Here is a 22,568-nt window from a genome sequence, read left to right on the forward strand (position 1 = left end):
CGCGAGGGCGGGGTCAAGAGGTCGGCGCGGACTCGCTCCCGGAGACCTTCCCGGCGTCGGCGCCGGGCACGGACCCCGCGGCCGATCCGCTCCCCGTTCCCGCCGCCTGACCCGACTGCCTCGCGGACAGTGCGGTGTTGAAGCGTGTGAGCAGCGTGCAGAACGACTCCCGCTCGTCCGGCGTCCAGCCCTCGGTGACCTCCACCATCAGTTGGCGGCGCGAGGAGCGCACCTCCTCGAGCCGTGCGAGACCGCGCTGCGACAGCTGGAGGACGACCGCCCGCCCGTCCTCCGGGTGCGAAGTCCGCTTCACCAGGCCGGTGTCGACGAGCGGGGCGACCTGCCGGGTGACGGTCGACGAGTCGATTCCCATCCCCGCCGCGAGCGCCTTGACGCCCATCGGGCCTTCCTGGTCGAGCCGGTTGAGGAGGAGATAGGCGGCGCGGTCCATCGAGTTGCGGAGCTGGCCGGTCCCGCCGAGGCGGGTCTGCTCGGCCCGCCGGGCGAAGACGGCCACCTGGTGCTGGAGGGCATCGAGGAGACCGGGGTCGAGCGCAGTCGTCATGTCCTGAGATGTGGGCATGGCTGTGGGTCTCTCTCGTGCGGGGGCCGGTTGGTGGGGGACAGAGTACGCGGCCCCGGGGAGGTCCGTACCGGGGCTGCGCAAACCCGCCGCGGCCCCCGCCCGCCGGGCGGCCATCAGGGCCGTGAGCTGCGAGACTTGCTGTCATGAGCTTCCGTGGGCCAGACCCCTTGCACCGCCTGATGCTCGATGACGTGCGGGGGGCGCAGAAGATGCTGTCCGGGGTGGCCCGGGTGACGGCCATGGAGGGCAGCCGCCATCTGTCCTCGCTGGTGGGGGCGCCCGTACAGCTCAAGTGCGAGAACCTCCAGCGGACCGGTTCCTTCAAACTGCGCGGGGCGTACGTCCGGATCGCCGGCCTGCGGCCCGAGGAGCGGGCGGCGGGCGTCGTCGCCGCCTCGGCCGGCAACCACGCGCAGGGCGTCGCGCTCGCCTCGAAGCTGCTCGGGGTGCACGCCACCGTCTTCATGCCGGTCGGCGCCCCGCTCCCGAAGGTCGCGGCGACCCGGGAGTACGGCGCCGAGGTCCGGATGCACGGCCATGTCGTGGACGAGACGCTCGCGGCGGCGGAGCAGTACGCGCGGGAGACCGGCGCCGTCTTCATCCACCCCTTCGACCACCCCGACGTCATCGTGGGGCAGGGCACGGTGGGACTGGAGATCCTGGAGCAGTGCCCGGAGGTCCGGACGATCCTCGTGGGCGTCGGCGGGGGCGGGCTCGCGGCCGGCATCGGCCTCGCGGTGAAGTCGGTGCGCCCGGACGTGCGGGTGGTCGGGGTGCAGGCGGAGGGCGCGGCGGCCTACCCGCCCTCGCTGGCCGCCGGGCACCCGGTGGTGGTCGAGTCGCCGGTGACGATGGCGGACGGCATCAAGGTGGGGCGGCCGGGCGACGTGCCGTTCGCGTTGGTCCGGGAGTACGTCGACGAGGTCCGTACGGTCACCGAGGACCAGCTCTCCTCCGCGCTGCTGCTCTGCCTCGAACGGGCCAAGCTCGTCGTCGAACCGGCGGGCGCCAGCCCGGTGGCGGCCATCCTCGGCGACCCCAAGGCCTTCCGGGGGCCGGTGGTGGCGGTCCTCTCCGGCGGAAACGTCGACCCGCTGCTGCTCCAGCGCATCCTGCGGCACGGCATGTCCGCCGCGGGCCGCTATCTGAGCCTGCGGCTGCGGGTGACGGACCGGCCGGGGGCCCTCGCGATGCTGCTCACGGTGCTCACCGTCGTCGACGCGAACGTCCTGGACGTGAGCCATGTGCGGACCGATCCCCGGCTCGGCCTGACGGAGGCGGAGGTCGAACTGCACCTGGAGACGAAGGGCCCGGAGCACTGCCGGGAGGTGGAGGAGGCGCTGCGGGACGCGGGCTACAAGATCCTGGACTGAGGGGCGCCCGCGGGAAATCCCGCAGGGCACCCCCGTAGCCCCGGAATCCCGACAGGACTCGCCCCGTGGCCCGGAATCCCGCCGGGCGTCCCCCGTAGACCCGGAAACCCGACAGGACCCGCGCTCCGTGGCCCCGGAATCCCGCCGGGCGTCCCCCGTGGCCCCCGGAGACCCGCCAGGCGCCCCCGGAGACCCGGCCCCCGCCCCCCTCACCCCAGCCGACGCGCCCTGTTCGCGCGTGCGAGCAGCGTCGCCAGCCCGCCGACCAGCGCCCCCACCACGACCAGGCCGAGGGGCTGGAGCGGCGGGACGTGCTCGGGCCGGTCGCCTCCCGGCCCCCCGCCCGAGCGCGTGCCCGCCGCCGCGCCGACCAGCGGCGCCTCCGTCCGCGCGACCCCCGTGCGCGCGGCCGTCTCATGGGCGAGGGAGCGTTCCAGGCGGATCAGCAGCGGCCGGGGGTCCTGCCCCGAGGCCGCCGCGAACTGCTCGACCGCGATCCGGGTCGGCAGCTGCTTCTGGTTCAGGAACCGCTCCCAGGAGGAGCGGCTGTAGTGGGTGCGCTGCGCGAGCTGCCCGTAGCTCAGCTCCGCGGTGCTCTTGATCCGGCGCATCTCGGCGGCGAGCTCCGCCCACGGCGTCGCCTCGCAGCCCTCGCAGCCGGCGCACCCGCCGGATCTCTCCTCCGCACCCCGCGTCCGTCCCTCCGTCATGGCCTCCGTCCCGTCCGTCCGGCCGTTGATTCCCATGCAGCCGGTGTCACTCGTGCGGTGCGTTCCGACCGTCATCTACGGTTCCCCCGATTCCGTCGTACTCCGTGTCAGGACCCCAGCTTCCCCCGCTGATCCAACAGCCCTCCAACAGCCCGCCAACGGCGTCCCGCGCCGCCCCCGCCACCACCATGATCATGTGGCGTGGATCACAAATCCACTGTGCGGAAGCCGTTCGATATGCCTACGATCGGTGGAAAACGCCCGAATCTCCCTGGGGGAATCGACATGCCAGGCGCGATCTACGCCGAGGGGCTGGTGAAGACCTTCGGCGACGTACGAGCCCTGGACGGAGTGGACCTCGACGTACCCGAGGGCACCGTCCTGGGCCTGCTCGGTCCGAACGGCGCCGGGAAGACCACCGCCGTGCGGGTCCTGACGACCCTCCTCCTGCCGGACAGCGGCCGGGCCCTCGTCGCCGGGATCGACGTGCTCGAACACCCCGACCGGGTGCGCCGCGCGATCGGGCTCTCCGGCCAGTTCGCGGCCGTCGACGAGTACCTCACCGGCCGCGAGAACCTCCAGATGGTCGCCCGGCTCTACCAGATGAAGGCGAAGGCGGCGAAGGAGCGGGCCGGCGAACTGCTCGACCGCTTCGGCCTCGCCGACGCCGCCGACCGCCCGGCGAAGACGTACTCGGGCGGCATGCGCCGGCGGCTGGACCTCGCGGCCGCCCTGGTCGTCTCCCCGCCGGTCATGTTCATGGACGAACCGACCACCGGCCTCGACCCCCGGAACAGGCAGGCCCTGTGGGAGGTCATGAAGGAACTCGTCGCGGGCGGTACGACGCTGCTCCTCACCACCCAGTACCTGGAGGAGGCCGACCACCTCGCCCACGACATCTGCGTCGTCGACCACGGCAAGGTCATCGCGCGCGGCACCTCCGACCAGCTCAAGGCCCAGACGGGCGGCGAGCGCGTCGAGGTCGTCGTCCAGGAGCCGGGGATGATCCCCGACGCCAAGGACGTCCTCGCCCGCTACGGCATCGCGGGCATCGGCCACGGCGAGGTCTCCGTGGAGGAGCACACCCGCAGGCTCACCGTCCCCGTCGCCGGCGGCGCCAAGCTGCTCGCCGAGGTCATCCGGGACCTGGACGGCCTCGGCGTCGAGATCGACGACATCGGACTGCGCCGCCCGACCCTCGACGACGTGTTCATCTCCCTCACCGGCCACGCGGCCGAGCTGGCCGAGGAGAACGGCGACGGCGGCGGCCCGGCGGGGCCGGACGGCCGGGGCCGTAAGCGCGCGGAGGAGAAGGAGACGGCGGCGTGAGCAACACCAGCGACTCCCTGGTCATCGCCAAGCGGAACCTGATCCGCATGACCCGGATCCCCGAGATGATCCTCTTCGGGCTGATCCAGCCGGTGATGTTCGTGATCCTCTTCACGTACGTCTTCGGCGGCTCCATGCAGATCGGCGGCAGCACCGACCCGGACGTCTACAAGAACTTCCTGATGGCGGGCATCTTCGCCCAGACGGTCACCTTCGCCACGGCCGGCGCGGGCGCGGGCATCGCCGACGACATGCACAAGGGCCTCATCGACCGCTTCCGGTCGCTGCCCATGGCCCGGGGCGCGGTCCTCACCGGCCGCACCCTGGCCGACCTCGTCCAGACCGCGCTGACCCTGCTGGTCCTCGCGATCGTCGGGCTGATCATCGGCTGGCGCCCCGGGTACGCGGCACCGACCAACTTCGCGAAGATCCTCGCCGGGTTCGCCCTGCTGCTGCTCCTCGGCTACGCCTTCACCTGGATCGGCGCCCTGATCGGCCTCTCGGTCCGCACCCCGGAGGCGGCGACCTCGGGCGGACTGATCTGGCTCTTCCCGGTCACCTTCATCTCGAACGCGTTCGTGGACTCCAGCAACCTGCCCGGCTGGCTCCAGCCCATCGCGGAGTGGAACCCGTTCAGCGCGACCGTGCAGGCGTGCCGAAAACTCTTCGGCGACCCGGGCCTGTCACCCTCCGACGCCTGGCCCATGCAGAACCCGGTGTGGGCGTCGCTGATCTACTCGATCCTGATCGTCGCCGTCTTCCGCACCCTGTCCGTCCGCAAGTACCGCAACGCGGCGGGATGACGGCCGGCCGCGGCGGCCACCCGGAGAACGGCCGGAACGATCACGGCAGGTACGCGGAGGACACCAGGCCGTCGGGGAGGGAGAGGTAGACCACCCCTCCGGCGGCCAGCATGTTCCCGGACACCTCCTGATCGAAGTCGTCGGGCAGATTGATCCGGTAGTCCTGCGAGTCGCCGGAGCCGGAGACCGGATGGGACTCCACCGTGTCCCGGCCCGTGGTCACCACCCGGTCGCCCACCAGATAGACGCGGTCCCCGGCCCTCGTCTGCCGCCGCCACCGCTCCCGGCCGCTCCCCAGGTCGTACGCGACGACCTCGGTGTCCCCGTCGACGACGGCGACGAGACCGTCGGCGTTCACCGCCGGTTCGGCCGAGACCGTACCGCCCAGGGTGCGCCGCAGCCGGAGCGTCCCGGCGTCGAGCACGCCGATCGTGCCGTCCTGCCGTCCGGAGCAGAGCACGCTGCCGCTCTTCTCGTGGACGGTGAGGCCGCCGCAGTCCTCCGTGCCGCGCGCCACGGCCTTCCCGGTCCGGGCGTCCAGCGACAGCGGGAGGTGTCCCACCGTGACCAGCACCCGGCCGCCCGCCGCGACCGGCTGCTCCGGAAGACCGTCCAGCGGGGAGCGCCACAGCTCCTCCCGGCGGTCGAGGCGGACGGCGGTGACGAGCCCGGTCCGTTCGTCGCGCTGGTTGACGTACGTGGAGTAGAGGACCCCGTCCAGGAGGTCCGTGCCCTTCACGGCCCACTCGTCCCCGGGCCCCGGGATCCCGCCCAGCTCCCGGCCGTCCCGGAGCCCGTACGCGACGACCCCGTCCGGACCCGTCACATACGCGGTGTCGCCGACGACCGCCGGGTACTGCGGCCCGCTGCGCAGCCCCTCGCCGCGCCCGGGGACCTTCCACAGCTGCTTGCCGTCCGCCGCGCCGAGGGCGGTGACCGCGCCGCCGTTACCGGGGCAGACAAGGACCTTCGGGGAGAGCGCGCAGGCGCTGACGCCCGGCTCGACCTCGGCCGTCCAGGGCGCCCAGTCGGCCGGCCGGGACGAGCGGCCGGTCGCGGACCCGCTGAAGTCGCCGGTGTGCCCCGGGCCGCCGTACGGCAGGACGACCCGGTCCAGCGCGACGGGCGCCGGAGCCCCGGTGCCGCTCGCGCCGGGGCTGCCGCTCGCGCTCGGCCCGGCGGCCCCGCCGGTCGACGCGCCCCCCGTCCCGTCCGTCCGGTTCAGCAGCACCACGCCCGCCGTCGCCAGGACGGCCACCGCCACCGCGCCCGCCACGACCGCCCCCCAGGGGCGGCGGCGCTCGCCGGGGGCGGCCGGGACCACCGGCCGGCCGGTCATCGCGGTGGGGGAGTACGGCACCACCGGGCCGAGCGTCGGCAGGTCCGCGACGCCCGCGCCGGAGGCCGCCGCCTCCCCGGCCTCGCGCGCCGCCTCCCCGTAGGAGGCGCACAGCGAAAGCACGCCACCGGGCCAGGGGAAGACCTCCGCGGCGGCCCCACCGTCACCACCGCCATCATCGCCACCGTCACCGAGCAGCGCCGCGACCTCCGCCGCCGTCGGCCGCCCGGCCGGGTCGAGCCGCAGACAGTGCTCGACGACGGCCCGTATCTCCTCCGGCACCCCGTCCAGGTCGGCGTCGGCCCGGATGATCCGGTAGACCACCGCCGCCATCTCGTCGTCGTGGAAGGGCCCCCGGCCGCTCGCCGCGAACGCGAGGACCGCGCCCAGACAGAACACGTCCGAGGCGGGCACCACCGCCCGGCTGCCCTCCAGGTGCTCGGGCGACATGAAGCCGGGGGAGCCCACCACCAGACCGGTCGAGGTCAGGGCCGTCGCCTCGAAGGCCTGCGCGATGCCGAAGTCGATCAGCCGGGGCCCGGCCGGGCCGAGCAGGACGTTCGCCGGCTTGAGGTCCCGGTGCAGCACCTTCACCGCGTGCACCCCCGCCAGGGCGGTGGCGAGGGCGGCCCCCAGGGCCCGTACGGCGGGGACGGGCAGCGCCCCCGCCCGTACGACCGCCTCCGCGAGCGAGGGACCGGGCACGTACTCGGTCGCCAGCCATGGCGAGGGCGCGTCCGCGTCGGCGTCCACGAGCCGCGCCACCCCCGGCCCGTCCACGGTCCGCGCCGCCGTGATCTCCCGCCGGAACCGGGTCCGGAAGTCCCCGTCGACCTCCAGGTCGCTCCGTACGGTCTTCACCGCGACCATCCGGTACGGATCGGCCGTCGGCGTGTCCGCCCGGCAGGCGAGGTGCACCTCGCCCATGCCGCCGGCGCCGAGCCGGGCGAGCAGCCGGTAGGGGCCGACGAGCGTCGGGGGCTGCCCCGGGGGCAGAGCTTCCAGCACCGAACAGGTCCTTCCGGGCGGTTACTTGGGGAGTTCCACGGAGGCCACGGCCCCCTTGTCGTAGACGATGTACGCGATCCCGCCGACCGGCAGCACCTCCGGCGGCCGGACCTGCTTGTCGATCGTGGTGCCCGTGGAGAGGTCGAAGTCCTCCTCCGGTACGCGCGGCCGGGGCGCCCCCGGGACCGGTGTGACCTCCAGCCGGCCCGGCTTCCCGTCGGCGCCGAGCCGCACGGTGTAGAGCGCGGAGAAGTCGGCGTACACGACCCGGTCACCGGCGAGCAGCGGCGACGACCAGCTCTGCGCGAGCCCGGCCGGGGTCTTCCCGACCGGGAAGGAGGCGAGCTCCGCGCCGCTGCGCGGATCGAGGACGTGCAGGCCCTTGTCCCAGCTCACGAGCGTGCGCGGGCCGACCGCCGTGGGGGCGGTCCCGCCGAGCGGAGCGGGCAGCGAGGCCTTCGAGGCGAGGGTGCGGGCGTCGAGCAGATGCAGGGTGGTGTCCTTGGCGGTGCCGTATCCGGCGCCCGCGCAGTACGCCGAGGCGCCGAGCACCTTCAGCTCCTGGCACGCGCGGGCGTCCGGGTCGGCCTGCCCGAGCTGGGTCCCCTTCTTCCCGTCGTAGGCGACGAGTCCGCCCTGGCTGTGGGCGTAGACGATGCCCTTCGCGTAGGCCACCGGCTCGTAGGCCTGCCGTTCGGCCGAGCTGATCTCGGCGTTGGTGAGCGCCTTCGACCAGAGGACCCGTCCGTCGGCGAGCGAGAAGGCGGTGAGCGCGACCCGGTCCGAGCTGACGTCCGAGGCCACCTCGGTCGCGGCGAAGACGGTGCCGTCGGCGACCACGGGGCGGCTGTCCCAGAGCAGTTGGGGGCCGCGCGCGGGCTTCTTCCAGCGCACCGCGCCCGTGCGGGCGTCACGGACCTGGAGCTCGAAGCCGGAGACGAGGACGACGGCGCCGTCGTGGACGGTGGGCCGGGTGGCGCCCCCGGCGACGAAGGGGTAACCGGTCGGGCTGATGTAGGTGTCGCCGGGCGTGTCCGGGGGGAGGGCCACCTCCCACAGCTTCTTCCCGCTCGCCGGGTCCAGTGCCTCGAACCGTCCGTCGGTCGTCCGGCAGACCAGCACCTGGTCGCCGGCCGAACAGCCGAGGGCCGGCGCGCTCAGCTTCCCCTGCCAGGGCTTCCAGCCGGCCGGCCGCTGGGCGGCGTTCTGCGGGACGACCCCGGAGGCGTCGGCGAGTCCCCGGTCGTCGACGCCCGGGACGCGCGGGGCGGCGGGCGGCGCGGCCTTCGCGGGGGACGGGGACTCGCCCGTCCCGCCCTCCGGCCACAGGAGGTACGCGCCGACTCCACCGGCCACCACCGCCAGGGCCACGACGGCCGCGACCAGCCGCCCCCGCCGCCCGCGCGGGGGAGCGGCGGGCGGTGCGGGCGGCGAGAGCGGTGCCTGCGTCGGTACGGAGTGCGGCCCGGGGACCGCCGGGTTCACCACGGGCCCCCGGGGACCGACCGCCGGAGCGACCTCGACGAGCGGGCCGCCCGAGGCCACCAGCTGGGCCAGCTCCGTCCCGTACGCGCCGATGTGGTCCCGTACCGCCTCCGGCCACGGGAAGACCTTCGGCGCCCCGCCGCCGAGGAGTTCCGCGAGCGCCTCCGGGGCGGGGCGGTCCGCCGGGTCGACGGCCAGACAGGCGGCGACGGTCGCCCGCAGTTCCTCCGGGACCCGGCTCAGGTCGGCCTCGGCCTGCGAGACCCGGTAGAGGACGGCGGCGAGCGGCCCGTCGCCGAAGGGGTCCTCGCCGGTCGCCGCGTAACAGAGGAGGGAGCCGAGGCAGAAGACGTCGGAGGCGGCGGTCACCCGCCGGGCCCCGGCCACGTGCTCGGGGGACATGAAGGAGGGCGTGCCGACCATCACCCCGGTCGCGGTCATGGTGGTGGCGGTGTTGCTGCGGGCGATGCCGAAGTCGATCAGCCGGGGGCCTTCGACGGAGAGCATGACGTTGCCGGGCTTGAGGTCGCGGTGCAGGACCCCGGCCCGGTGCAGGTCGGCGAGGGCGCGGGCCACGTCGGCGCCGAGCGCGCGGACGGTGGCGACGGGCAGCGCGCCGCCGCGCCGTACGGCCTGCGAGAGGCTGGGCCCGGGGACGTACGCGGTGGCCAGCCAGGGCACCTCGGCGTCGGCGTCGCCGCCGACGGGCGCGGCGGCGTAGCGGCTGTCGACGAGCGCGGCGACCCGGATCTCACGCCGGAACCGGTCCCGGAAAGCGGGATCACCGGCGACGTCCCGCCGCACGGTCTTCACGGCGACGAAGGTCCCGCCGGCGGCGGCCCCTCCGGCCGGGCCCGATTCCGGCGCGAGGCCCTCAGCGCCGCCGTCACCCCGCCCGAGGTACACCTCGCCCATGCCGCCCGCCCCGAGCCGGGCGAGCACCTCGTACGGTCCGATCCAGCGTGGCGCCCCCTCGCGCAGCGGTTCCAGCACTGAGCCCATCCCCCTTGTGACGCGATGTCAGGCCGCATCATGACACGCGTGTACGACATGAAGGGCCGGACCCCCATGGGGTCCGGCCCTTCACTCGGAACAGGTGCCTCAGCCGGTGTACGGCTTCGCGCTGAGGATCTTCACCGTGGCCTTCTTGCCGTTCGGCAGCTCGTACTGGGCGTCGTCGCCGGCCTTCTTGCCGTTGACGCCGACGCCGAGCGGCGACTGCGGCGAGTAGGTCTCGATGTCACCGCTCGCGTACTCGCGGGAGGCGAGCAGGAAGGTCATCGTGTCGTTCTCGTCGCCGTCGAAAGCGATCGTGACGACCATGCCCGGCTCGACGATGCCGTCGTCCGCCGGCGCCTCGCCGACCTTGGCGTGCTGGAGCAGCTGGGTGAGCTGGCGGATCCGCAGCTCCTGCTTGCCCTGCTCCTCCTTGGCCGCGTGGTACCCGCCGTTCTCGCGCAGGTCGCCCTCTTCGCGTGCCGCGGCGATCTTGACGGTGATCTCGGTACGCGCGGGACCAGACAGGTACTCAAGCTCGTCCTTGAGCTTGTTGTACGCCTCCTGGGTGAGCCAGGTGACGTTGTCGCTGGTCTGGGTCACGGGTGCTCCTCGTAGGTACTGGGAATACAAAGCATCGCCCTACACGGGAAAGCTGTGCGTCCCGGGTGGGCGAAACCACGAGCCTAACAATGAGTGGCGAAAAGCGGGAGGACATAAACCATCAGGATGGCGTCATCCCAGGTCACCGTGGTGACCCGCCGGGACTCGACACCACGTCCCTACCCACCGCTACCGGGCCGTACACCCGATCAGCTCGGCGCTGGTCGCGCGGGCGGTCGTACGGAGCGAGAAGACGCGGTCGACCCGGGTGCCGGGGTCGTCGACCCGGACGTCCTTGCGGGCCACCTCGGCGCCGTCCTCGGAGCGCGAGCGCAGGGTGCAGACACCCTTGACGCCCTCGTCCTTGCGGATCTCCAGGTGCACCTGGACCTCGGTGGCGCTCACCACGTCGAACTTGATCATCTCGGCGCTGATCTTGTTGTCGACGACGTAGTGCCAGCCGAACCAGCCCATCATGCCGAGGAAGAGCACCCCGAGCACCGCGCCGGTGATCTTGAGCTTGCGGTCCGCCGCCTCGTCCGCCGAGCGCCCGTAGCGCCCCTCGGGCAGCTGCTCTCGCACCGCGCTCATGATCGATCCTCTCGAAGCCGGGGGTGGCGGAATTTTCACCCCCCCGATTCCGTCACTATAGAGACCACCCTCCGAGTCGAATCACTGAGGATCGAGTCTTGACTGAGCAGCTGCGACTGATGGCCGTTCACGCCCACCCCGACGACGAGTCGAGCAAGGGTGCGGCCACGATGGCCAAGTACGTGTCCGAGGGGGTGGACGTCATGGTCGTGACGTGCACGGGCGGCGAGCGCGGCTCGGTCCTGAACCCCCAGCTTCAGGGCGACCCCTACATCGAGGCGAACATCCACGAGGTGCGCCGCAAGGAGATGGACGAGGCCCGCGAGATCCTCGGCGTCTCCCAGCACTGGCTGGGATTCGTCGACTCGGGTCTGCCCGAGGGCGACCCGCTGCCCCCGCTCCCCGAAGGCTGTTTCGCCCTGGCGGACGTCGACACGGCGGCCGGGACCCTGGTCCGCGAGATCCGTTCCTTCCGTCCGCAGGTCATCACGACCTACGACGAGAACGGCGGCTACCCGCACCCCGACCACATCATGACCCACAAGATCACGATGGCGGCCTTCGACGGCGCGACCGACGCCGAGAAGTACCCGGAGCCCGAGTTCGGACCGGTCTGGCAGCCCCTGAAGCTCTACTACAACCAGGGCTTCAACCGCGCCCGCACCACCGCCCTGCACGAGGCGCTCCTCGCCCGCGGCCTGGAGTCCCCGTACGGCGAGTGGCTGGAGCGCTGGAAGGAGTTCGAGCGCACGGAGCGGACCCTCACGACCTTCGTCCCCTGCGCGGACTTCTTCGAGATCCGCGACAAGGCCCTGATCGCCCACCGCACCCAGATCGACCCCGACGGCGGCTGGTTCCGGGTGCCGATGGACCTCCAGAAGGAGGTCTGGCCGACGGAGGAGTACGAGCTCAGCAAGGCGCTGGTGCCCACCTCCCTCCCCGAGGAAGATCTCTTCGCGGGCATCCGCGACAATGCATAGATGAGCGCACATCTGGCACTGACCCAGCTCGTCCCCTTCGCCGCCGAAGAGCTGGACAAGAACAAGGTGACCCCCGGCGTCCTCGGGTTCGTCGTCTTCGCCGTCCTGGCCGTCGCGGTCTGGCTGCTGATGAAGTCGATGAACCGCCACATGGGCAAGGTCTCCTTCGAGGAGGCCCCGGACCCGACGGCACCCGGCACGGACACGCCGGCCGCCCCGGCCGCCGCGGGGAAGTAGCCACGACGCCCCTCGTCCCGTACCCCGGTGGTACGGGACGGGGGGCGGACGCGTGCCCGGGCGACAGAGCCTCCGGGCGACCCCGCCTCCGGCCGGTCCGGGCCCAGGGACCCACGGGTCAGGGACGACCGCCTCCGGTCGTCACCCACCGGCAAACGGGCGTGCCGCTCGGCGGAGCCGTCCGCCGCTGAGCCGCTGGAGGACGACTGCCCCGCCACCGTGTCCAGCAGCGTCTGTCGCGGAGCATCCAGCAGGGTGCCGTCGTCCATCTCCCATCCCGAGCACTTCCAGCTCCTCTGCGGAACGCCGCTACGGGACTACGCGGCACCCGTCGAAGGCCCGACCACCCAGGCGTCGCGCCGGATGAGTGTGATCTTCGAGCGCGAGATGTTCGAGGAGTTCACCTCGGCGCAACGCGCCGCAGTCGACACCCCCGCACTCTCACCCGCGCTCCTGCTGATCGCGTGGGGAGACCTGCATGGCCTCGTCGCCCTTGAGGTGTTCTCCAGGTCGAATTATTCACTCGAATGAGTGGTGAAGCTTTGGTGCCGGCGCCCGGGAAGGGAAACGCTGCCACCCTGAGCTCACGAGTCATTGCCCGTCGACCAGGTCGCGGCGGGTATTCGATTCACCCACCGAACAATAAAATTCGAGGTCTTCGCGTGCCGGAAGAATCCATTATCCACAGCAAGGCCCAGCATTACTACGACGTGTTCCATCACGAGCGCGACGGGTGGGTCGGCGAAACCGACGTGTACGCCTGGGTGGGCCGCACGACGCGGGAATTCAACCTCACGCCAGGAACCGCCCCCGCCAGCGCGCTGCAGAAATCCCTTCTGGAGTACTGGAAGAGATTGTTTGTCCCTATGGACACGGACGGGGACGGCGTCGTATCACGCGACGAATTCCTGGCCGGGTTCGTCAGCCTGGGGGACAAGCCGGATGACTACGCGCGGATTGTCACGCCGTCCGCCAAGGTCTTCGTGGCCACCGCCGACGTCGACGGAGACGGCGAACTCGACAAGTCCGAGTTCAAGCGCCTGTTTCAGTCCTCTTTCGCGCTGAGCGACGAAGACATCGACGTGTCGTTCGCCGACATCGACACCGACAACTCCGGCTCCATCTCAACTGACGAGCTGAGAGCAGCCATTCGCGTGTTCCACAGCAGTACTGATCCGAACGACCGAGGTCACCGCCTCCTGGGACCCCTGCGTTCCTGAGCCGACAGAACCGGACAGCGTCCTCTCGTCCAGAGCCCCTCGCCGTCGGGTGCTGATTCCATTCGGCACCGGCGATCAGAGGGGCTCCGCCGGTCCCGCATCGAGCCGCGCTCAGGAACAACACGCCAGGAGAAACGACCGTGACCACCCATCTGCGGACAACCAAGGCCCCGCTGGTGACAGCGCACGCCAAGCGCATCGTGGCCGAGACCGGCGTCCTGAACAATCCGTACTTCCGAACGCTGGTAGACGGAAGCATGTCGTTGGAGAACTTCCGCACAAGCCAGGAGCAACTAGGTTTCGCCGTCACCTACTTCGCCCGCCCGATGGCTGCGCTGGTGTCCCGGATCGAGCACCCCGCGGATCGCATCGGCATCCTGGGCAATGTCGTGGAAGAGCACGGCGGATTCCGCCCTCAGGAATTCCATCACGAGACCTTCCGCGGATTTCTGGCCAGCATCGGCAGCGACACCGTACGGCTGAACGGCCTGAAGATGATGCCGGCCGTCCACGCGTACAACAGCGTTCTCAGTGCGGTGTGTACGTTGGAGGACCCGCAGGTAGGAATTGGCTGCATGGGTGCGATCGAGTACGCATTCGCCTCGGTATCGGCCATCACGGGCAACGCGGCTGTGAACCGCGGTTGGGTCGCTCAAGCCGACCTGATGCACTACGGCCTCCACTCCGAAATCGACGAACAACACGCAGAGGACTTCTTCCTGCTGCTGGAACCCCACTACCGAAACCCGGCCGGACGACGCCGAATCGACCAGGGCCTCGGCCTGGGCGCGTACGCGCTGAACCGCCTCTACAGTGATCTGTTCGAACTGGGTCTTTCGCAGCAAAACTGATCACGGCTGGGCGAGCAGGAAGGCTGCGAGCGCGGTGAATTCGTCTTCGAGGCGCTCGGGCTCACGACGACCATCCTGTCCACGATCTCGATGCCGGCGCACTGCTCCTCGGACCAGGAGTCGTACTGTTCCGCGCTGATCTGCGAATGCATCCACGCGGGCGTCACCCTCTCGGCGGTCATGGTGTACCTCCGTCGAGGAGCCTCGGCAGGTCCGGCGCTGCCGCGCCCAGCCCAGATCTCGTGAAGGTTTCGTCGGTCGCGCCAGGCGCCGTGAGAGGCTGGGGCGTATGAACCGGTTGGCTGGTACGACCTCGCCTTATCTGCTTCAGCACGCTGACAATCCGGTCGACTGGTGGCCGTGGGGGCCCGAGGCGTTCGAGGAAGCGAAACGGCGCGATGTGCCCGTTCTGCTGTCAGTTGGTTACTCCGCGTGCCACTGGTGCCACGTCATGGCGCACGAGTCCTTCGAGGACGAGGTCACCGCGGCCCTGGTCAACGAGAACTTCGTGGCCGTCAAGGTCGACCGCGAGGAGCGCCCCGACGTCGACGCCGTCTACATGGAGGCCGTCCAGGCCGCCACCGGTCAGGGCGGCTGGCCGATGACCGTCTTCCTCACCCCGGACGCCGCCCCCTTCTACTTCGGTACGTACTTCCCGCCGGAGCCCCGCCACGGCATGCCCTCCTTCCCGGAGGTCCTCGAAGGCGTCCGGGGCGCCTGGGCCGACCGCCGCGAAGAGGTCGGCGAGGTCGCCGAGCGGATCGTCAAGGACCTCGCGGGCCGCTCCCTCGCCTACGGCGGCGACGGAGTCCCCGGTGAGGAGGAGCTCGCGCAGGCCCTCCTCGGCCTCGTCCGCGAGTACGACGCCAAGCGCGGCGGCTTCGGCGGCGCCCCCAAGTTCCCGCCGTCGATGGCACTGGAGTTCCTGCTCCGCCACCACGCCCGTACGGGCTCCGAGGGCGCCCTCCAGATGGCCGCCGACACCTGCGAGGCGATGGCCCGCGGCGGTATCTACGACCAGCTCGGCGGCGGCTTCGCCCGCTACGCCGTCGACCGCGCCTGGGTCGTGCCGCACTTCGAGAAGATGCTGTACGACAACGCCCTGCTCTGCCGGGTGTACGCGCACCTGTGGAAGTCGACCGGCAGCGACCTGGCCCGCCGGGTCGCCCTGGAGACCGCCGACTTCCTGGTCCGCGAACTCCGCACCCCCGAGGGCGGTTTCGCCTCCGCGCTCGACGCGGACAGCGACGACGGCACGGGCAGGCACGTCGAGGGCGCCTTCTACGTGTGGACCCCGGAGCAGCTCACCGAGGTCCTCGGAGCGGAGGACGCCGCCCTCGCCGCCGCCCACTACGGCGTCACCGAGGACGGCACCTTCGAGCACGGCAGCTCCGTGCTCCAGCTCCCGGAGGGGACCGGCCCGGCCGACGCCGACCGGATCGCCTCGATCGCGGCCCGCCTCCTCGCCGCCCGCGAGGAGCGCGAGCGCCCCGGCCGTGACGACAAGGTCGTCGCCGCCTGGAACGGCCTGGCGATCGCCGCCCTGGCCGAGACGGGCGCCCTCTTCGACCGCCCCGACCTCGTCGAGCGCGCCACGGAGGCCGCCGACCTGCTGGTACGGGTCCACATGGACGAGTCCGCCCGCCTCACCCGTACGTCCAAGGACGGCCGGGCCGGCACCAACGCGGGCGTCCTCGAGGACTACGCCGACGTCGCCGAAGGCTTCCTCGCCCTCGCCGCCGTCACCGGCGAGGGCGCCTGGCTGGAGTTCGCCGGCTTCCTCCTGGACCTGGTCCTCGACCGCTTCACCGCCGAGGGCGGCGCCCTGTACGACACGGCCCACGACGCCGAGGCTCTGATCCGCCGCCCGCAGGACCCCACGGACAACGCGACCCCGTCCGGCTGGACCGCCGCCGCCGGAGCGCTGCTCTCGTACGCCGCCCAGACCGGCTCGGAGGCCCATCGCGCCGCCGCCGAAGGCGCCCTCGGCGTCGTCAAGGCCCTCGGCCCCCGCGCGCCCCGCTTCATCGGCTGGGGCCTGGCCGTCTCCGAGGCCCTCCTCGACGGGCCCCGGGAGATCGCCGTCGTGGGCGCCCCCGGCGACGAGGCCTTCCGCGAGCTGCGCCGTACCGCGCTCCTGGCGACCGCCCCGGGCGCGGTGCTCGCCTTCGGCACCCCCGACAGCGAGGAGTTCCCGCTGCTGAGGGACCGCCCGCTGGTGGCCGGTGCGCCCGCCGCGTACGTGTGCCGTCACTTCACCTGTGACGCGCCGGTCACCGACCCGGCCGAGCTGCGCCGGAAGATCTGAGACCGGGGCCGGAACGGGGACGGCCCCGCGACCCCTCCGAGGAGGGGCTGCGGGGCCGCACCCGGCTGAGCGTCGTCGCTCAGCTGTTGCCCGCACCGTTGCCGGACAGGACCGGGATGTCGTCCAGGATGTGCGACAGCGGCTCGTCGCCCTTGGCCTGGGTGGAGTTCTCGGTGCACTGCTGGTTCTGCGGGGAGGACAGCACGTTGACGTCCTGCACCGCGATCGGGATGAGACCGATGAGCGAACCGGCGTTGACCTTGGCCGGCAGACCGACGCACGGCTTGTTCAGGGAGCCCTGGACCAGCGCGAACTGCGGGCTCATGTTGCCGTAGGTGGCGGAGTTGCCGAACTCCTGGTGGGCACCGTTGCCGCTGAGCGAGGTGGTGCCACCGTCGTCGGCGATCGCGAGCGCCTGACCGGCACCCGCAGCCGTCGCGCCGAGGACCGACGCAGCCACAGCAGCCGTAGCCAACAGCTTCTTCATTGTTCAGGCCTTTCGGGTTGTGGCTCGCTGAGTGCCGAGCCGTGCTGATCAACTGGTCGGAGGCCCGGAGGTTCCGCGATGTCCACCGGACGGACTACGGGCAGATGAGCGAAACCCCCGGCGTGGGCCGGTAGGCGCCCACGGGGATCTCGCTGGGCGCGACGGTGCCGGCGGGCGGCAGAGGCTCGTCCGCGCGCAGTCGCGCGAAGACCTCGGCCGCCCCTTCCTCGTCCCAGGCGAGGGTGGATCCGACGTTCTCGATGTCCGGGTTGAAGCCGCGTACGGGTACGGTCGCGAACTCCGTACGGGCCGGGGTCAGGTCCCGCAGCCGCCCGGCGAGCGCGAGGAGTTCCGCCGTCGAGACGCCCCGCTCGGCCGCCCCGGTCCCGCGCAGGGTCGAGGCGAAGGCCTCCAGTCGGGCGGGGTCGTCCAGGACGCCGTCGCGGAGCCGCTCCAGGGTGTTCACCACGAACTCCTGCTGCTTCCGGATCCGGCCGAAGTCCATCTGCCCGTCGGCCCGCCGCGACCGCACGTACTGGAGGGCCTCGCCGCCGTGGACGCGCTTGGTGCCGGGGGTCAGGTCGATGCCGGTGACCGGGTCCTTGAGCGGCTTCTCCGTGCAGACGGGCACGCCGCCTTCGAGCTGGTCGACGGTGTCCATGAAGCGGCGGAAGTCGATCTCCAGATACCGGTGGACGGGCAGCCCGGTCATCGACTCCACGGTCTCCACGGCGAACGCGGAACCCCCTTCGGCCCAGGCGTTGTTGATCTTCGCGGGGTGGGCGGCGTGCAGCTCCCCGGTACGCCGGTCGCGGTGCCGGCCGGGGAAGGTGGTGAGCGAGTCGCGCGGCAGACTCACCACGTCGACCCGGTCGTTCGCGGCGGAGACGTGCACCAGCATGATCACGTCGGTGCAGTCGCACTCCTTCCCGCCGAGCCGGTAGCGCTCCTTCTCCTGCTCGGTGACGCCCCTGCGGCTGTCGATGCCGACCACGAGGAGGTTCAGCCCGTGTTCCGGGGCGGGGAGATCGGTGGGGGCCGAGGCGAGGGCTCCGGGGGCGAGGGCGGCGATCGCGGTCAGCGCCGCCGGGACGAGCAGCGGACGCCGGGCCCGCCGTACACGCGGGAATTTCATGTCCGCACGCTATTTCGATTGTGATCGCACACAGATACACGACGCGACATTGAACAGGGAGAATCACTCTCCTGCGGTGCCTGTGTAATGATGCGGGAATCGCAGCGGAAGGAGCGAAGATGGCGCCGGATCCCGGTAAATGGGAACGGATGGCCTTCATTCCGAAGAGCCGATATGTGAGTGACCCGCCCCCGGCCGACCGCACACCGTTCCCGGTGTATTCGGCGCTGGTGGCCCAATGGGTCCAGTCGGGGCGGACGGTGCCGGGGGTGCCGGACCGGGAATGGGAACGACTGATGGCGACGCCGGTCTGGCCGACCTGGTAACCGGGCGGCGAAGCACCGGCGGTACGGAGCACGGCACGGCGAAAGGGGCCGCCCCGGAGGGCGGCCCCTGACGTGTGACGTCGTCGCGCGCGGGCGCGGACGCCGGCAGGCGGTGGAACGTCAGTTGTTGCCGACGCCGTTGCCCGACAGGACCGGGATGTCGTCCAGGATGTGCGACAGGGCCTCGTCGCCCTTGGCCTGGGTGGAGTTCTCGGTGCACTGCTGGTTCTGCGGGGAGGACAGCACGTTGATGTCCTGGACGCTGATCGGGATGGCACCGATGAGCGAACCGGCGTTGACCTTGGCCGGCAGGCCGATGCACGGCTTGTTCAGCGAGCCCTGGACCAGCGCGAACTGGGGGCTCATGCTGCCGTACGTGGCGGAGTTGCCGTACTCCTGGTGCGCACCGTTGCCGCTGAGCGAGGTGGTGCCGCCGTCGTTGCTGATGGCGAGCGCGGGGGAGGCCACGGCGGCGGTGGCGCCGACGATGGAGACGGCCGCGGCCGCGGTGGCCATAACCTTCTTGATCACGGGAGTTCCCTTCTAGAACCGGCTCCGTGCAGGGAGCGACCTGATCAACTGGCCCCGGACGCAAGGGTTCCGCTGTGTCACTCCGTTGGCGGAGCGCACGCGGCAGCGCGAAAGACGGTCCCAGTCGAACGGGTGAAGCTCCGGAACCAAAGCCCGTCCCCGCAGTTGATCCCGTCGCATCAATCAGGTCGATTGGTGGGAACAGGAACGGAATCACCGTGATCAAGAAGATTATGGCGGCTGCGGCTGTTACGGCCTCTGTTGTCGGCGCTTCTGCTGCGGCGGCCTCCCCGGCGCTCGCCATCGCCGACGACGGCGGCACGACCTCGCTCAGCGGCAACGGCGCGCACACCGCGTTCGGCAACTCGGCGACCGCGGGTGACATGAGCCCCCAGTTCTCGGCCGTCCAGGGCTCGCTGAACAAGCTCTGCCTCGGCGCTCCGGTCAAGGGCAACGTCGGCTCGGTCGTCGGTGTCCTCGTCCCGGTCGCGGTGCAGGACGTCAACGTCCTCTCCTCCCCGCAGAACCAGCAGTGCGCCGAGAACTCCACCCAGGCCAAGGGTGACGAGCCGCTGTCGCACCTCGTCGAGGACATCCCGGTGCTCTCCGGCAACGGTGCCTTCAACGGCTGATCCGCAGCGCGCGACTGGGCCGGAAGAGAACCTTCGTGTTCTCTTCCGGCCCTTTTCTTACGTGCAACGGAGTGAATGAGTAGAACTAGACGTTCTTCCGGTTTCCTTTGTGCGGGATGTTCGTTGTGTTCCCTGAAACGTGTTCCGCCACCGAAAGGATGCAGACGAAAATGAACTGTAAGAAGGCTGCTGCCGTCGTCGCCGGAATCATCATGGCCATGGGTGCGGCGTCCCCCGCCTTCGCCGACGCGGGCGCGGAGGGTGTCGCGGTCGGTTCGCCGGGCGTCCTCTCCGGCAACGTCGTCCAGGTCCCGATCCACATCCCGATCAACGCCTGTGGCAACAGCATCAACGTCGTCGGTCTGCTCAACCCGACCTTCGGCAACACCTGCATCAACGCCTGAGTCCTCAGCGGCACACAGGTACAGGGGCCGGCCCCGGAGCGCACCCGCTCTCCGGGGCCGGCCCTGCGTCATGCCGAGACCGGCGCCCTCCCGCCCGCACGCGGCCGGCCCACCGCGCCGCCGCCCCGGGCCCCCGCGCGCAGCCGCTGCCGCACCCCGCGCACCAGACGCCCCGCCGTGTACTCGGCGCCGAAGACGAACCGCATCGAGGGCCCGTACGACGGGGCGGTGAGCAGTCCGGCGAGGAAGAGGCCAGGCCACGAGGACTCGAAGAGCCCGCCCACCTCCGGGGCGCCGCCCGCGCCGACCGTCCGCAGCGCGCCGCGCAGCGTCGGGGAGAGCATGTGCGCCCGGTCCAGGGCGGGGGTGAAACCGGTGGCCGCGATCACGTGGTCGGTCTCCAGGACCGTCGTACCGCCCGGACCGGTCACATCGAGCCGCAGCCGCTCGTCCCCGGTCACCGCCGCCGCGGTGATCCGCTGCCCCAGGCGTACGTCCCCGACCGCCGCGAAGCGCTCACGGAGCCACCAGGCGCCCGCCGGGCCGAGCGCCGAGTCGAAGATCCGCTCGCGGGTGGTGGCCGGGAGGCGCCGGAAGATGCCCGGGGTGTCGGCGTAGAGCCTGTTCCGCCAGCCGCAGCCGAGTCCCGTGTGCGGGGCGCGCAGCGTGGGCCAGAGGCCGCGGTCGAGCGCCGGGGGCAGGGTGTTCCAGTTCAGCCGGTCCGCGCGGGCGACGATCCCGACCGTGCCCGCGCCCCGCTCCACGAGGAGCGCGGCCGTCTCCAGGGCCGCCTGGCCCGCGCCGACGACCGTGACGTCCCGCCCGGCGAAGCGGTCCAGCGCGCCGTGGTGGCTGGAGTGGGTGACGTACCGCCGGTCCAGGCCGCGCAGCGGTCCTGGCACCTCCATGAAGGGCAGGACGCCGACGGCGAGCGCCACCGTCCGGGCGCGGAGCGGTTCGCCGTCCTCGGTGAGCAGCGCGAAGCCGTCGGCGGTCGGGGTGACCGAGCCGATCAGCCGCTCGTCGAGCGCGGGCACGGCCTGCCGGGCGAACCAGTCGCCGTACGCGGCGAAGAAGTCCACCGGGAGAGGCACCCCGTGCTCGGCGCGCACGCCGCGCGCGGCGGCGTACGCGTCGAGCCCGTACGCCCCCTCCGGGTCGGAGAGGTGCGAGGCCCAGGGCTCCGACTTCAGGAACATGCCCGGGGGCATCGCGTGCCAGGACTCCATCGAGCGGCCGAAGGTCCGCAGGCGCAGCCCGTGGGAGGCCGCGTGCGCGGCCACGGAGAGGCCGTAGGGTCCGGCCCCGACGACCACCAGGTCGTACGTGTTCGACATCGTGCCTTCCGCCTTCATCGTGGGGTGAGCTGCTGGGAGGAGCTGCGGGCCGGTGGCGCCGAGGGCGGCGCCGGCGGGCCGGTCCGGCCGGAGCCCAGGGCGCCGCGCAGCACGGACAGCCCCTTGCGCAGCAGGTGTGCGAGCCAGGCGCGGCCCATGGCGAGCGCCGGCGCCGGGTCGTCGGCCGCCCACCAGGCGTACTCGGTCCGGCGCGCGGCCCCGGGCTCGGCCGCGTACCGGCGGCGCGGCGAGGCCAGCACCGAGAGTGCCGTGTAGTTCTCGACCACGAACCGGCGCCCGTACGCGGGGGAGTGCTGCGGTACGGGACGGCCGGTGAGGTCCAGGTGGAGGGCCCGGACCACGTCCAGGCCGGAGGGGTCGGCGAAGAGCCGGAACTGCGCGCCGGGCCGGGGGTTGAAGTCGAGCAGGTGGTACGCGCCCGTGGACCGGTCGAGCCGGAAGTCCAGGTCGCACACGCCCCGGTAGCCCAGCGCGTCGAGCAGTTCCCGGGCCGTGCGCTCCAGGGCCGGGTTCACCGTCCAGCGGCCGACGGCGGTGAGCCCGGCGTCGTCCGGCCAGGAACGCTCCTTGCGGCCGGTCGCCCCCGTCGTACAGCGGCCCGCCGAGTCCACGTACCCGTGGAAGAACCAGTCGAGGTCCCGGCCGGCCGGAAGCAGCTCCTGGAGCAGCAGCCGGCTGCCGGCCTCCGGGGTGCGGGCGTACAGCTCCCGGACCTCGGCCGGCGACCGCACGATCGAGGTACTGCGGAGCCCGGCGCCGGCCGGGAGCAGCCAGGGCCGGCTCCACTTGGCCACCACCGGAAGCCCGATCGACCAGGCCATGGCGGCGGCCTCGTCGGCGCCGGTGGGGAGTTCGGTACGGGGGTGGGGCAGCCCCAGGTCCGCGCAGGTCCTGGCGAGCGAGGCCTTGTCGGCGACGCGCAGCAGCTGTTCCTCGGTCTGCTCGGGCAACAGGAACCGGGGGGAGAGGTCGGCGCGGCGGCGGGCCAGCGCGAGGGCGCTGACGTCGTCGAGCGGGAGGACGAGAAGGGAAGGTGACGGTGCGTCGGGGGCGTCGTCGCCGGGTGTGTCCGTCCTGTCTCTCGTCCGGCCGTCCGTTCTGCCCTCCGACAGTTCGTCGGCGATCCGGTGGAGGAGGGCGACCAGCTCCCCGGCGGAGTCCGTCGCGGGGCGGGCGCGCACCGAGCGGACATGGCGGGAGCGGGCGACCGGACTGGTGCTCGATTCGATGACGGCGTGCACCGGAATTCCCGCCCGGCCCAATGAGCGCGCTGCTC

At 71.9% G+C, this 22,568-nt stretch carries 23 protein-coding genes and 1 pseudogene; 12 read left to right on the plus strand and 12 right to left on the minus strand.

Annotated elements, in window-relative coordinates; translation table 11 throughout:
- Positions 1 to 13 precede the first annotated feature (13 nt).
- The gene (locus V4Y03_RS21615; RefSeq protein ID WP_317878851.1) at positions 14 to 583 is read right to left on the minus strand and encodes a MarR family winged helix-turn-helix transcriptional regulator; all 570 of its coding nucleotides are present in this window, start codon (positions 581 to 583) and stop codon (positions 14 to 16) included.
- A gap of 146 nt (positions 584 to 729) precedes the next feature.
- Here V4Y03_RS21615 and ilvA point away from each other — a divergent pair, with 146 nt between their 5' ends.
- Positions 730 to 1,959 (plus strand): threonine ammonia-lyase, encoded by a 1,230-nt coding sequence (gene ilvA, locus V4Y03_RS21620; RefSeq protein WP_332435967.1) that lies wholly within the window; start codon positions 730 to 732, stop codon positions 1,957 to 1,959.
- Positions 1,960 to 2,168: 209 nt separating this feature from the next.
- Here the strand turns inward: ilvA and V4Y03_RS21625 are convergent, their stop codons facing one another.
- Entirely contained in the window at positions 2,169 to 2,744 is a 576-nt protein-coding gene (locus V4Y03_RS21625) for a helix-turn-helix domain-containing protein (protein WP_332435969.1), read from the minus strand.
- 210 nt (positions 2,745 to 2,954) lie between these two features.
- Here V4Y03_RS21625 and V4Y03_RS21630 point away from each other — a divergent pair, with 210 nt between their 5' ends.
- Both V4Y03_RS21630 and V4Y03_RS21635 read left to right on the plus strand, forming a co-directional pair.
- On the plus strand, positions 2,955 to 3,998 hold the full coding sequence (locus tag V4Y03_RS21630) for an ATP-binding cassette domain-containing protein (protein WP_332435970.1): 1,044 nt from the start codon (positions 2,955 to 2,957) through the stop codon (positions 3,996 to 3,998).
- Positions 3,995 to 4,801, plus strand: coding sequence for an ABC transporter permease (locus tag V4Y03_RS21635; protein ID WP_317878659.1), 807 nt, complete (start codon positions 3,995 to 3,997; stop codon positions 4,799 to 4,801). The genes V4Y03_RS21630 and V4Y03_RS21635 overlap by 4 nt, the downstream gene beginning before the upstream one ends.
- Before the next feature lie 40 nt (positions 4,802 to 4,841).
- Here the strand turns inward: V4Y03_RS21635 and V4Y03_RS21640 are convergent, their stop codons facing one another.
- The 4 genes from V4Y03_RS21640 to V4Y03_RS21655 form a co-directional block, all read right to left on the minus strand.
- Positions 4,842 to 7,148 carry a protein kinase domain-containing protein gene (locus V4Y03_RS21640; RefSeq protein WP_332435972.1) on the minus strand — a complete coding sequence of 769 codons (2,307 nt, stop codon included), beginning with the start codon at positions 7,146 to 7,148 and terminating at the stop codon, positions 4,842 to 4,844.
- A 21-nt stretch (positions 7,149 to 7,169) separates the two neighbouring features.
- On the minus strand, positions 7,170 to 9,635 hold the full coding sequence (locus tag V4Y03_RS21645; RefSeq protein WP_332435973.1) for a serine/threonine-protein kinase: 2,466 nt from the start codon (positions 9,633 to 9,635) through the stop codon (positions 7,170 to 7,172).
- Positions 9,636 to 9,734: 99 nt separating this feature from the next.
- The gene (gene greA / locus V4Y03_RS21650; RefSeq protein ID WP_317876850.1) at positions 9,735 to 10,232 is read right to left on the minus strand and encodes a transcription elongation factor GreA; all 498 of its coding nucleotides are present in this window, start codon (positions 10,230 to 10,232) and stop codon (positions 9,735 to 9,737) included.
- 189 nt (positions 10,233 to 10,421) lie between these two features.
- The gene (locus V4Y03_RS21655; protein ID WP_332435974.1) at positions 10,422 to 10,823 is read right to left on the minus strand and encodes a DUF4307 domain-containing protein; all 402 of its coding nucleotides are present in this window, start codon (positions 10,821 to 10,823) and stop codon (positions 10,422 to 10,424) included.
- Between the two features lie 98 nt (positions 10,824 to 10,921).
- Between V4Y03_RS21655 and mca the strand changes: the two genes are divergently transcribed.
- The 5 genes from mca (at position 10,922) to V4Y03_RS21680 (ending at position 14,111) form a co-directional block, all read left to right on the plus strand.
- Positions 10,922 to 11,803 carry a mycothiol conjugate amidase Mca gene (gene mca, locus V4Y03_RS21660; protein WP_317876852.1) on the plus strand — a complete coding sequence of 294 codons (882 nt, stop codon included), beginning with the start codon at positions 10,922 to 10,924 and terminating at the stop codon, positions 11,801 to 11,803.
- Entirely contained in the window at positions 11,804 to 12,040 is a 237-nt protein-coding gene (locus V4Y03_RS21665; RefSeq protein ID WP_317876853.1) for a hypothetical protein, read from the plus strand.
- A gap of 255 nt (positions 12,041 to 12,295) precedes the next feature.
- Positions 12,296 to 12,571 carry a TetR-like C-terminal domain-containing protein gene (locus tag V4Y03_RS21670; RefSeq protein WP_443079811.1) on the plus strand — a complete coding sequence of 92 codons (276 nt, stop codon included), beginning with the start codon at positions 12,296 to 12,298 and terminating at the stop codon, positions 12,569 to 12,571.
- 131 nt (positions 12,572 to 12,702) lie between these two features.
- Positions 12,703 to 13,260: an EF-hand domain-containing protein gene (locus tag V4Y03_RS21675; protein WP_332435975.1), complete on the plus strand. Its 558-nt coding sequence runs from the start codon at positions 12,703 to 12,705 to the stop codon at positions 13,258 to 13,260.
- 140 nt (positions 13,261 to 13,400) lie between these two features.
- Positions 13,401 to 14,111, plus strand: a complete 711-nt coding sequence (locus tag V4Y03_RS21680; protein ID WP_332435977.1) for a TenA family transcriptional regulator — start codon at positions 13,401 to 13,403, stop codon at positions 14,109 to 14,111.
- A gap of 35 nt (positions 14,112 to 14,146) precedes the next feature.
- Here the strand turns inward: V4Y03_RS21680 and V4Y03_RS21685 are convergent.
- Positions 14,147 to 14,293 (minus strand): annotated as a pseudogene (locus tag V4Y03_RS21685) (Uma2 family endonuclease); the annotation flags it as partial.
- Between the two features lie 107 nt (positions 14,294 to 14,400).
- Here V4Y03_RS21685 and V4Y03_RS21690 point away from each other — a divergent pair.
- The gene (locus V4Y03_RS21690; RefSeq protein ID WP_332435978.1) at positions 14,401 to 16,419 is read left to right on the plus strand and encodes a thioredoxin domain-containing protein; all 2,019 of its coding nucleotides are present in this window, start codon (positions 14,401 to 14,403) and stop codon (positions 16,417 to 16,419) included.
- Between the two features lie 79 nt (positions 16,420 to 16,498).
- Here V4Y03_RS21690 and V4Y03_RS21695 read toward each other — a convergent pair whose 3' ends face one another.
- Together V4Y03_RS21695 and V4Y03_RS21700 are read right to left on the minus strand one after the other, a co-directional pair.
- The gene (locus V4Y03_RS21695) at positions 16,499 to 16,906 is read right to left on the minus strand and encodes a rodlin (protein ID WP_317876857.1); all 408 of its coding nucleotides are present in this window, start codon (positions 16,904 to 16,906) and stop codon (positions 16,499 to 16,501) included.
- 94 nt (positions 16,907 to 17,000) lie between these two features.
- Positions 17,001 to 18,041 carry an LCP family protein gene (locus V4Y03_RS21700; RefSeq protein WP_332435979.1) on the minus strand — a complete coding sequence of 347 codons (1,041 nt, stop codon included), beginning with the start codon at positions 18,039 to 18,041 and terminating at the stop codon, positions 17,001 to 17,003.
- 119 nt (positions 18,042 to 18,160) lie between these two features.
- On the opposite strand from V4Y03_RS21700, the gene V4Y03_RS21705 reads away from it, so the two are divergent.
- On the plus strand, positions 18,161 to 18,367 hold the full coding sequence (locus V4Y03_RS21705; protein ID WP_317876859.1) for a hypothetical protein: 207 nt from the start codon (positions 18,161 to 18,163) through the stop codon (positions 18,365 to 18,367).
- Positions 18,368 to 18,487: 120 nt separating this feature from the next.
- Here V4Y03_RS21705 and V4Y03_RS21710 read toward each other — a convergent pair whose 3' ends face one another.
- Entirely contained in the window at positions 18,488 to 18,898 is a 411-nt protein-coding gene (locus V4Y03_RS21710; protein ID WP_317876860.1) for a rodlin, read from the minus strand.
- A 218-nt stretch (positions 18,899 to 19,116) separates the two neighbouring features.
- Between V4Y03_RS21710 and V4Y03_RS21715 the strand changes: the two genes are divergently transcribed.
- Together V4Y03_RS21715 and V4Y03_RS21720 are read left to right on the plus strand one after the other, a co-directional pair.
- Complete coding sequence (locus tag V4Y03_RS21715) at positions 19,117 to 19,530, plus strand: rodlin (RefSeq protein WP_317876861.1); 414 nt, start codon at positions 19,117 to 19,119, stop codon at positions 19,528 to 19,530.
- A gap of 170 nt (positions 19,531 to 19,700) precedes the next feature.
- Positions 19,701 to 19,934, plus strand: a complete 234-nt coding sequence (locus V4Y03_RS21720; RefSeq protein WP_317876862.1) for a chaplin — start codon at positions 19,701 to 19,703, stop codon at positions 19,932 to 19,934.
- Positions 19,935 to 20,002: 68 nt separating this feature from the next.
- On the opposite strand, the gene V4Y03_RS21725 is transcribed toward V4Y03_RS21720, so the two are convergent.
- Both V4Y03_RS21725 and V4Y03_RS21730 read right to left on the minus strand, forming a co-directional pair.
- Positions 20,003 to 21,271 carry an FAD-dependent oxidoreductase gene (locus tag V4Y03_RS21725; protein ID WP_332435981.1) on the minus strand — a complete coding sequence of 423 codons (1,269 nt, stop codon included), beginning with the start codon at positions 21,269 to 21,271 and terminating at the stop codon, positions 20,003 to 20,005.
- Positions 21,272 to 21,285: 14 nt separating this feature from the next.
- Positions 21,286 to 22,533, minus strand: coding sequence for a carboxylate--amine ligase (locus V4Y03_RS21730; protein ID WP_332435983.1), 1,248 nt, complete (start codon positions 22,531 to 22,533; stop codon positions 21,286 to 21,288).
- Between the last annotated feature and the right edge of the window lie 35 nt (positions 22,534 to 22,568).

The sequence above is a fragment of the Streptomyces sp. P9-A4 genome, from assembly GCF_036634195.1.
In the GTDB taxonomy this organism is placed as follows: domain Bacteria; phylum Actinomycetota; class Actinomycetes; order Streptomycetales; family Streptomycetaceae; genus Streptomyces.

Bases quoted from the DNA above. Each gene is read 5' to 3' on its own strand.
- V4Y03_RS21615 (WP_317878851.1), bottom strand. From the start codon at position 583: ATGCCCACATCTCAGGACATGACGACTGCGCTCGACCCCGGTCTCCTC.
- ilvA (WP_332435967.1), top strand. From the start codon at position 730: ATGAGCTTCCGTGGGCCAGACCCCTTGCACCGCCTGATGCTCGATGAC.
- V4Y03_RS21625 (WP_332435969.1), bottom strand. From the start codon at position 2,744: ATGACGGTCGGAACGCACCGCACGAGTGACACCGGCTGCATGGGAATC.
- V4Y03_RS21630 (WP_332435970.1), top strand. From the start codon at position 2,955: ATGCCAGGCGCGATCTACGCCGAGGGGCTGGTGAAGACCTTCGGCGAC.
- V4Y03_RS21645 (WP_332435973.1), bottom strand. From the start codon at position 9,635: ATGGGCTCAGTGCTGGAACCGCTGCGCGAGGGGGCGCCACGCTGGATC.
- V4Y03_RS21655 (WP_332435974.1), bottom strand. From the start codon at position 10,823: ATGAGCGCGGTGCGAGAGCAGCTGCCCGAGGGGCGCTACGGGCGCTCG.
- V4Y03_RS21665 (WP_317876853.1), top strand. From the start codon at position 11,804: ATGAGCGCACATCTGGCACTGACCCAGCTCGTCCCCTTCGCCGCCGAA.
- V4Y03_RS21690 (WP_332435978.1), top strand. From the start codon at position 14,401: ATGAACCGGTTGGCTGGTACGACCTCGCCTTATCTGCTTCAGCACGCT.
- V4Y03_RS21695 (WP_317876857.1), bottom strand. From the start codon at position 16,906: ATGAAGAAGCTGTTGGCTACGGCTGCTGTGGCTGCGTCGGTCCTCGGC.
- V4Y03_RS21700 (WP_332435979.1), bottom strand. From the start codon at position 18,041: ATGAAATTCCCGCGTGTACGGCGGGCCCGGCGTCCGCTGCTCGTCCCG.
- V4Y03_RS21705 (WP_317876859.1), top strand. From the start codon at position 18,161: ATGGCGCCGGATCCCGGTAAATGGGAACGGATGGCCTTCATTCCGAAG.
- V4Y03_RS21720 (WP_317876862.1), top strand. From the start codon at position 19,701: ATGAACTGTAAGAAGGCTGCTGCCGTCGTCGCCGGAATCATCATGGCC.
- V4Y03_RS21725 (WP_332435981.1), bottom strand. From the start codon at position 21,271: ATGTCGAACACGTACGACCTGGTGGTCGTCGGGGCCGGACCCTACGGC.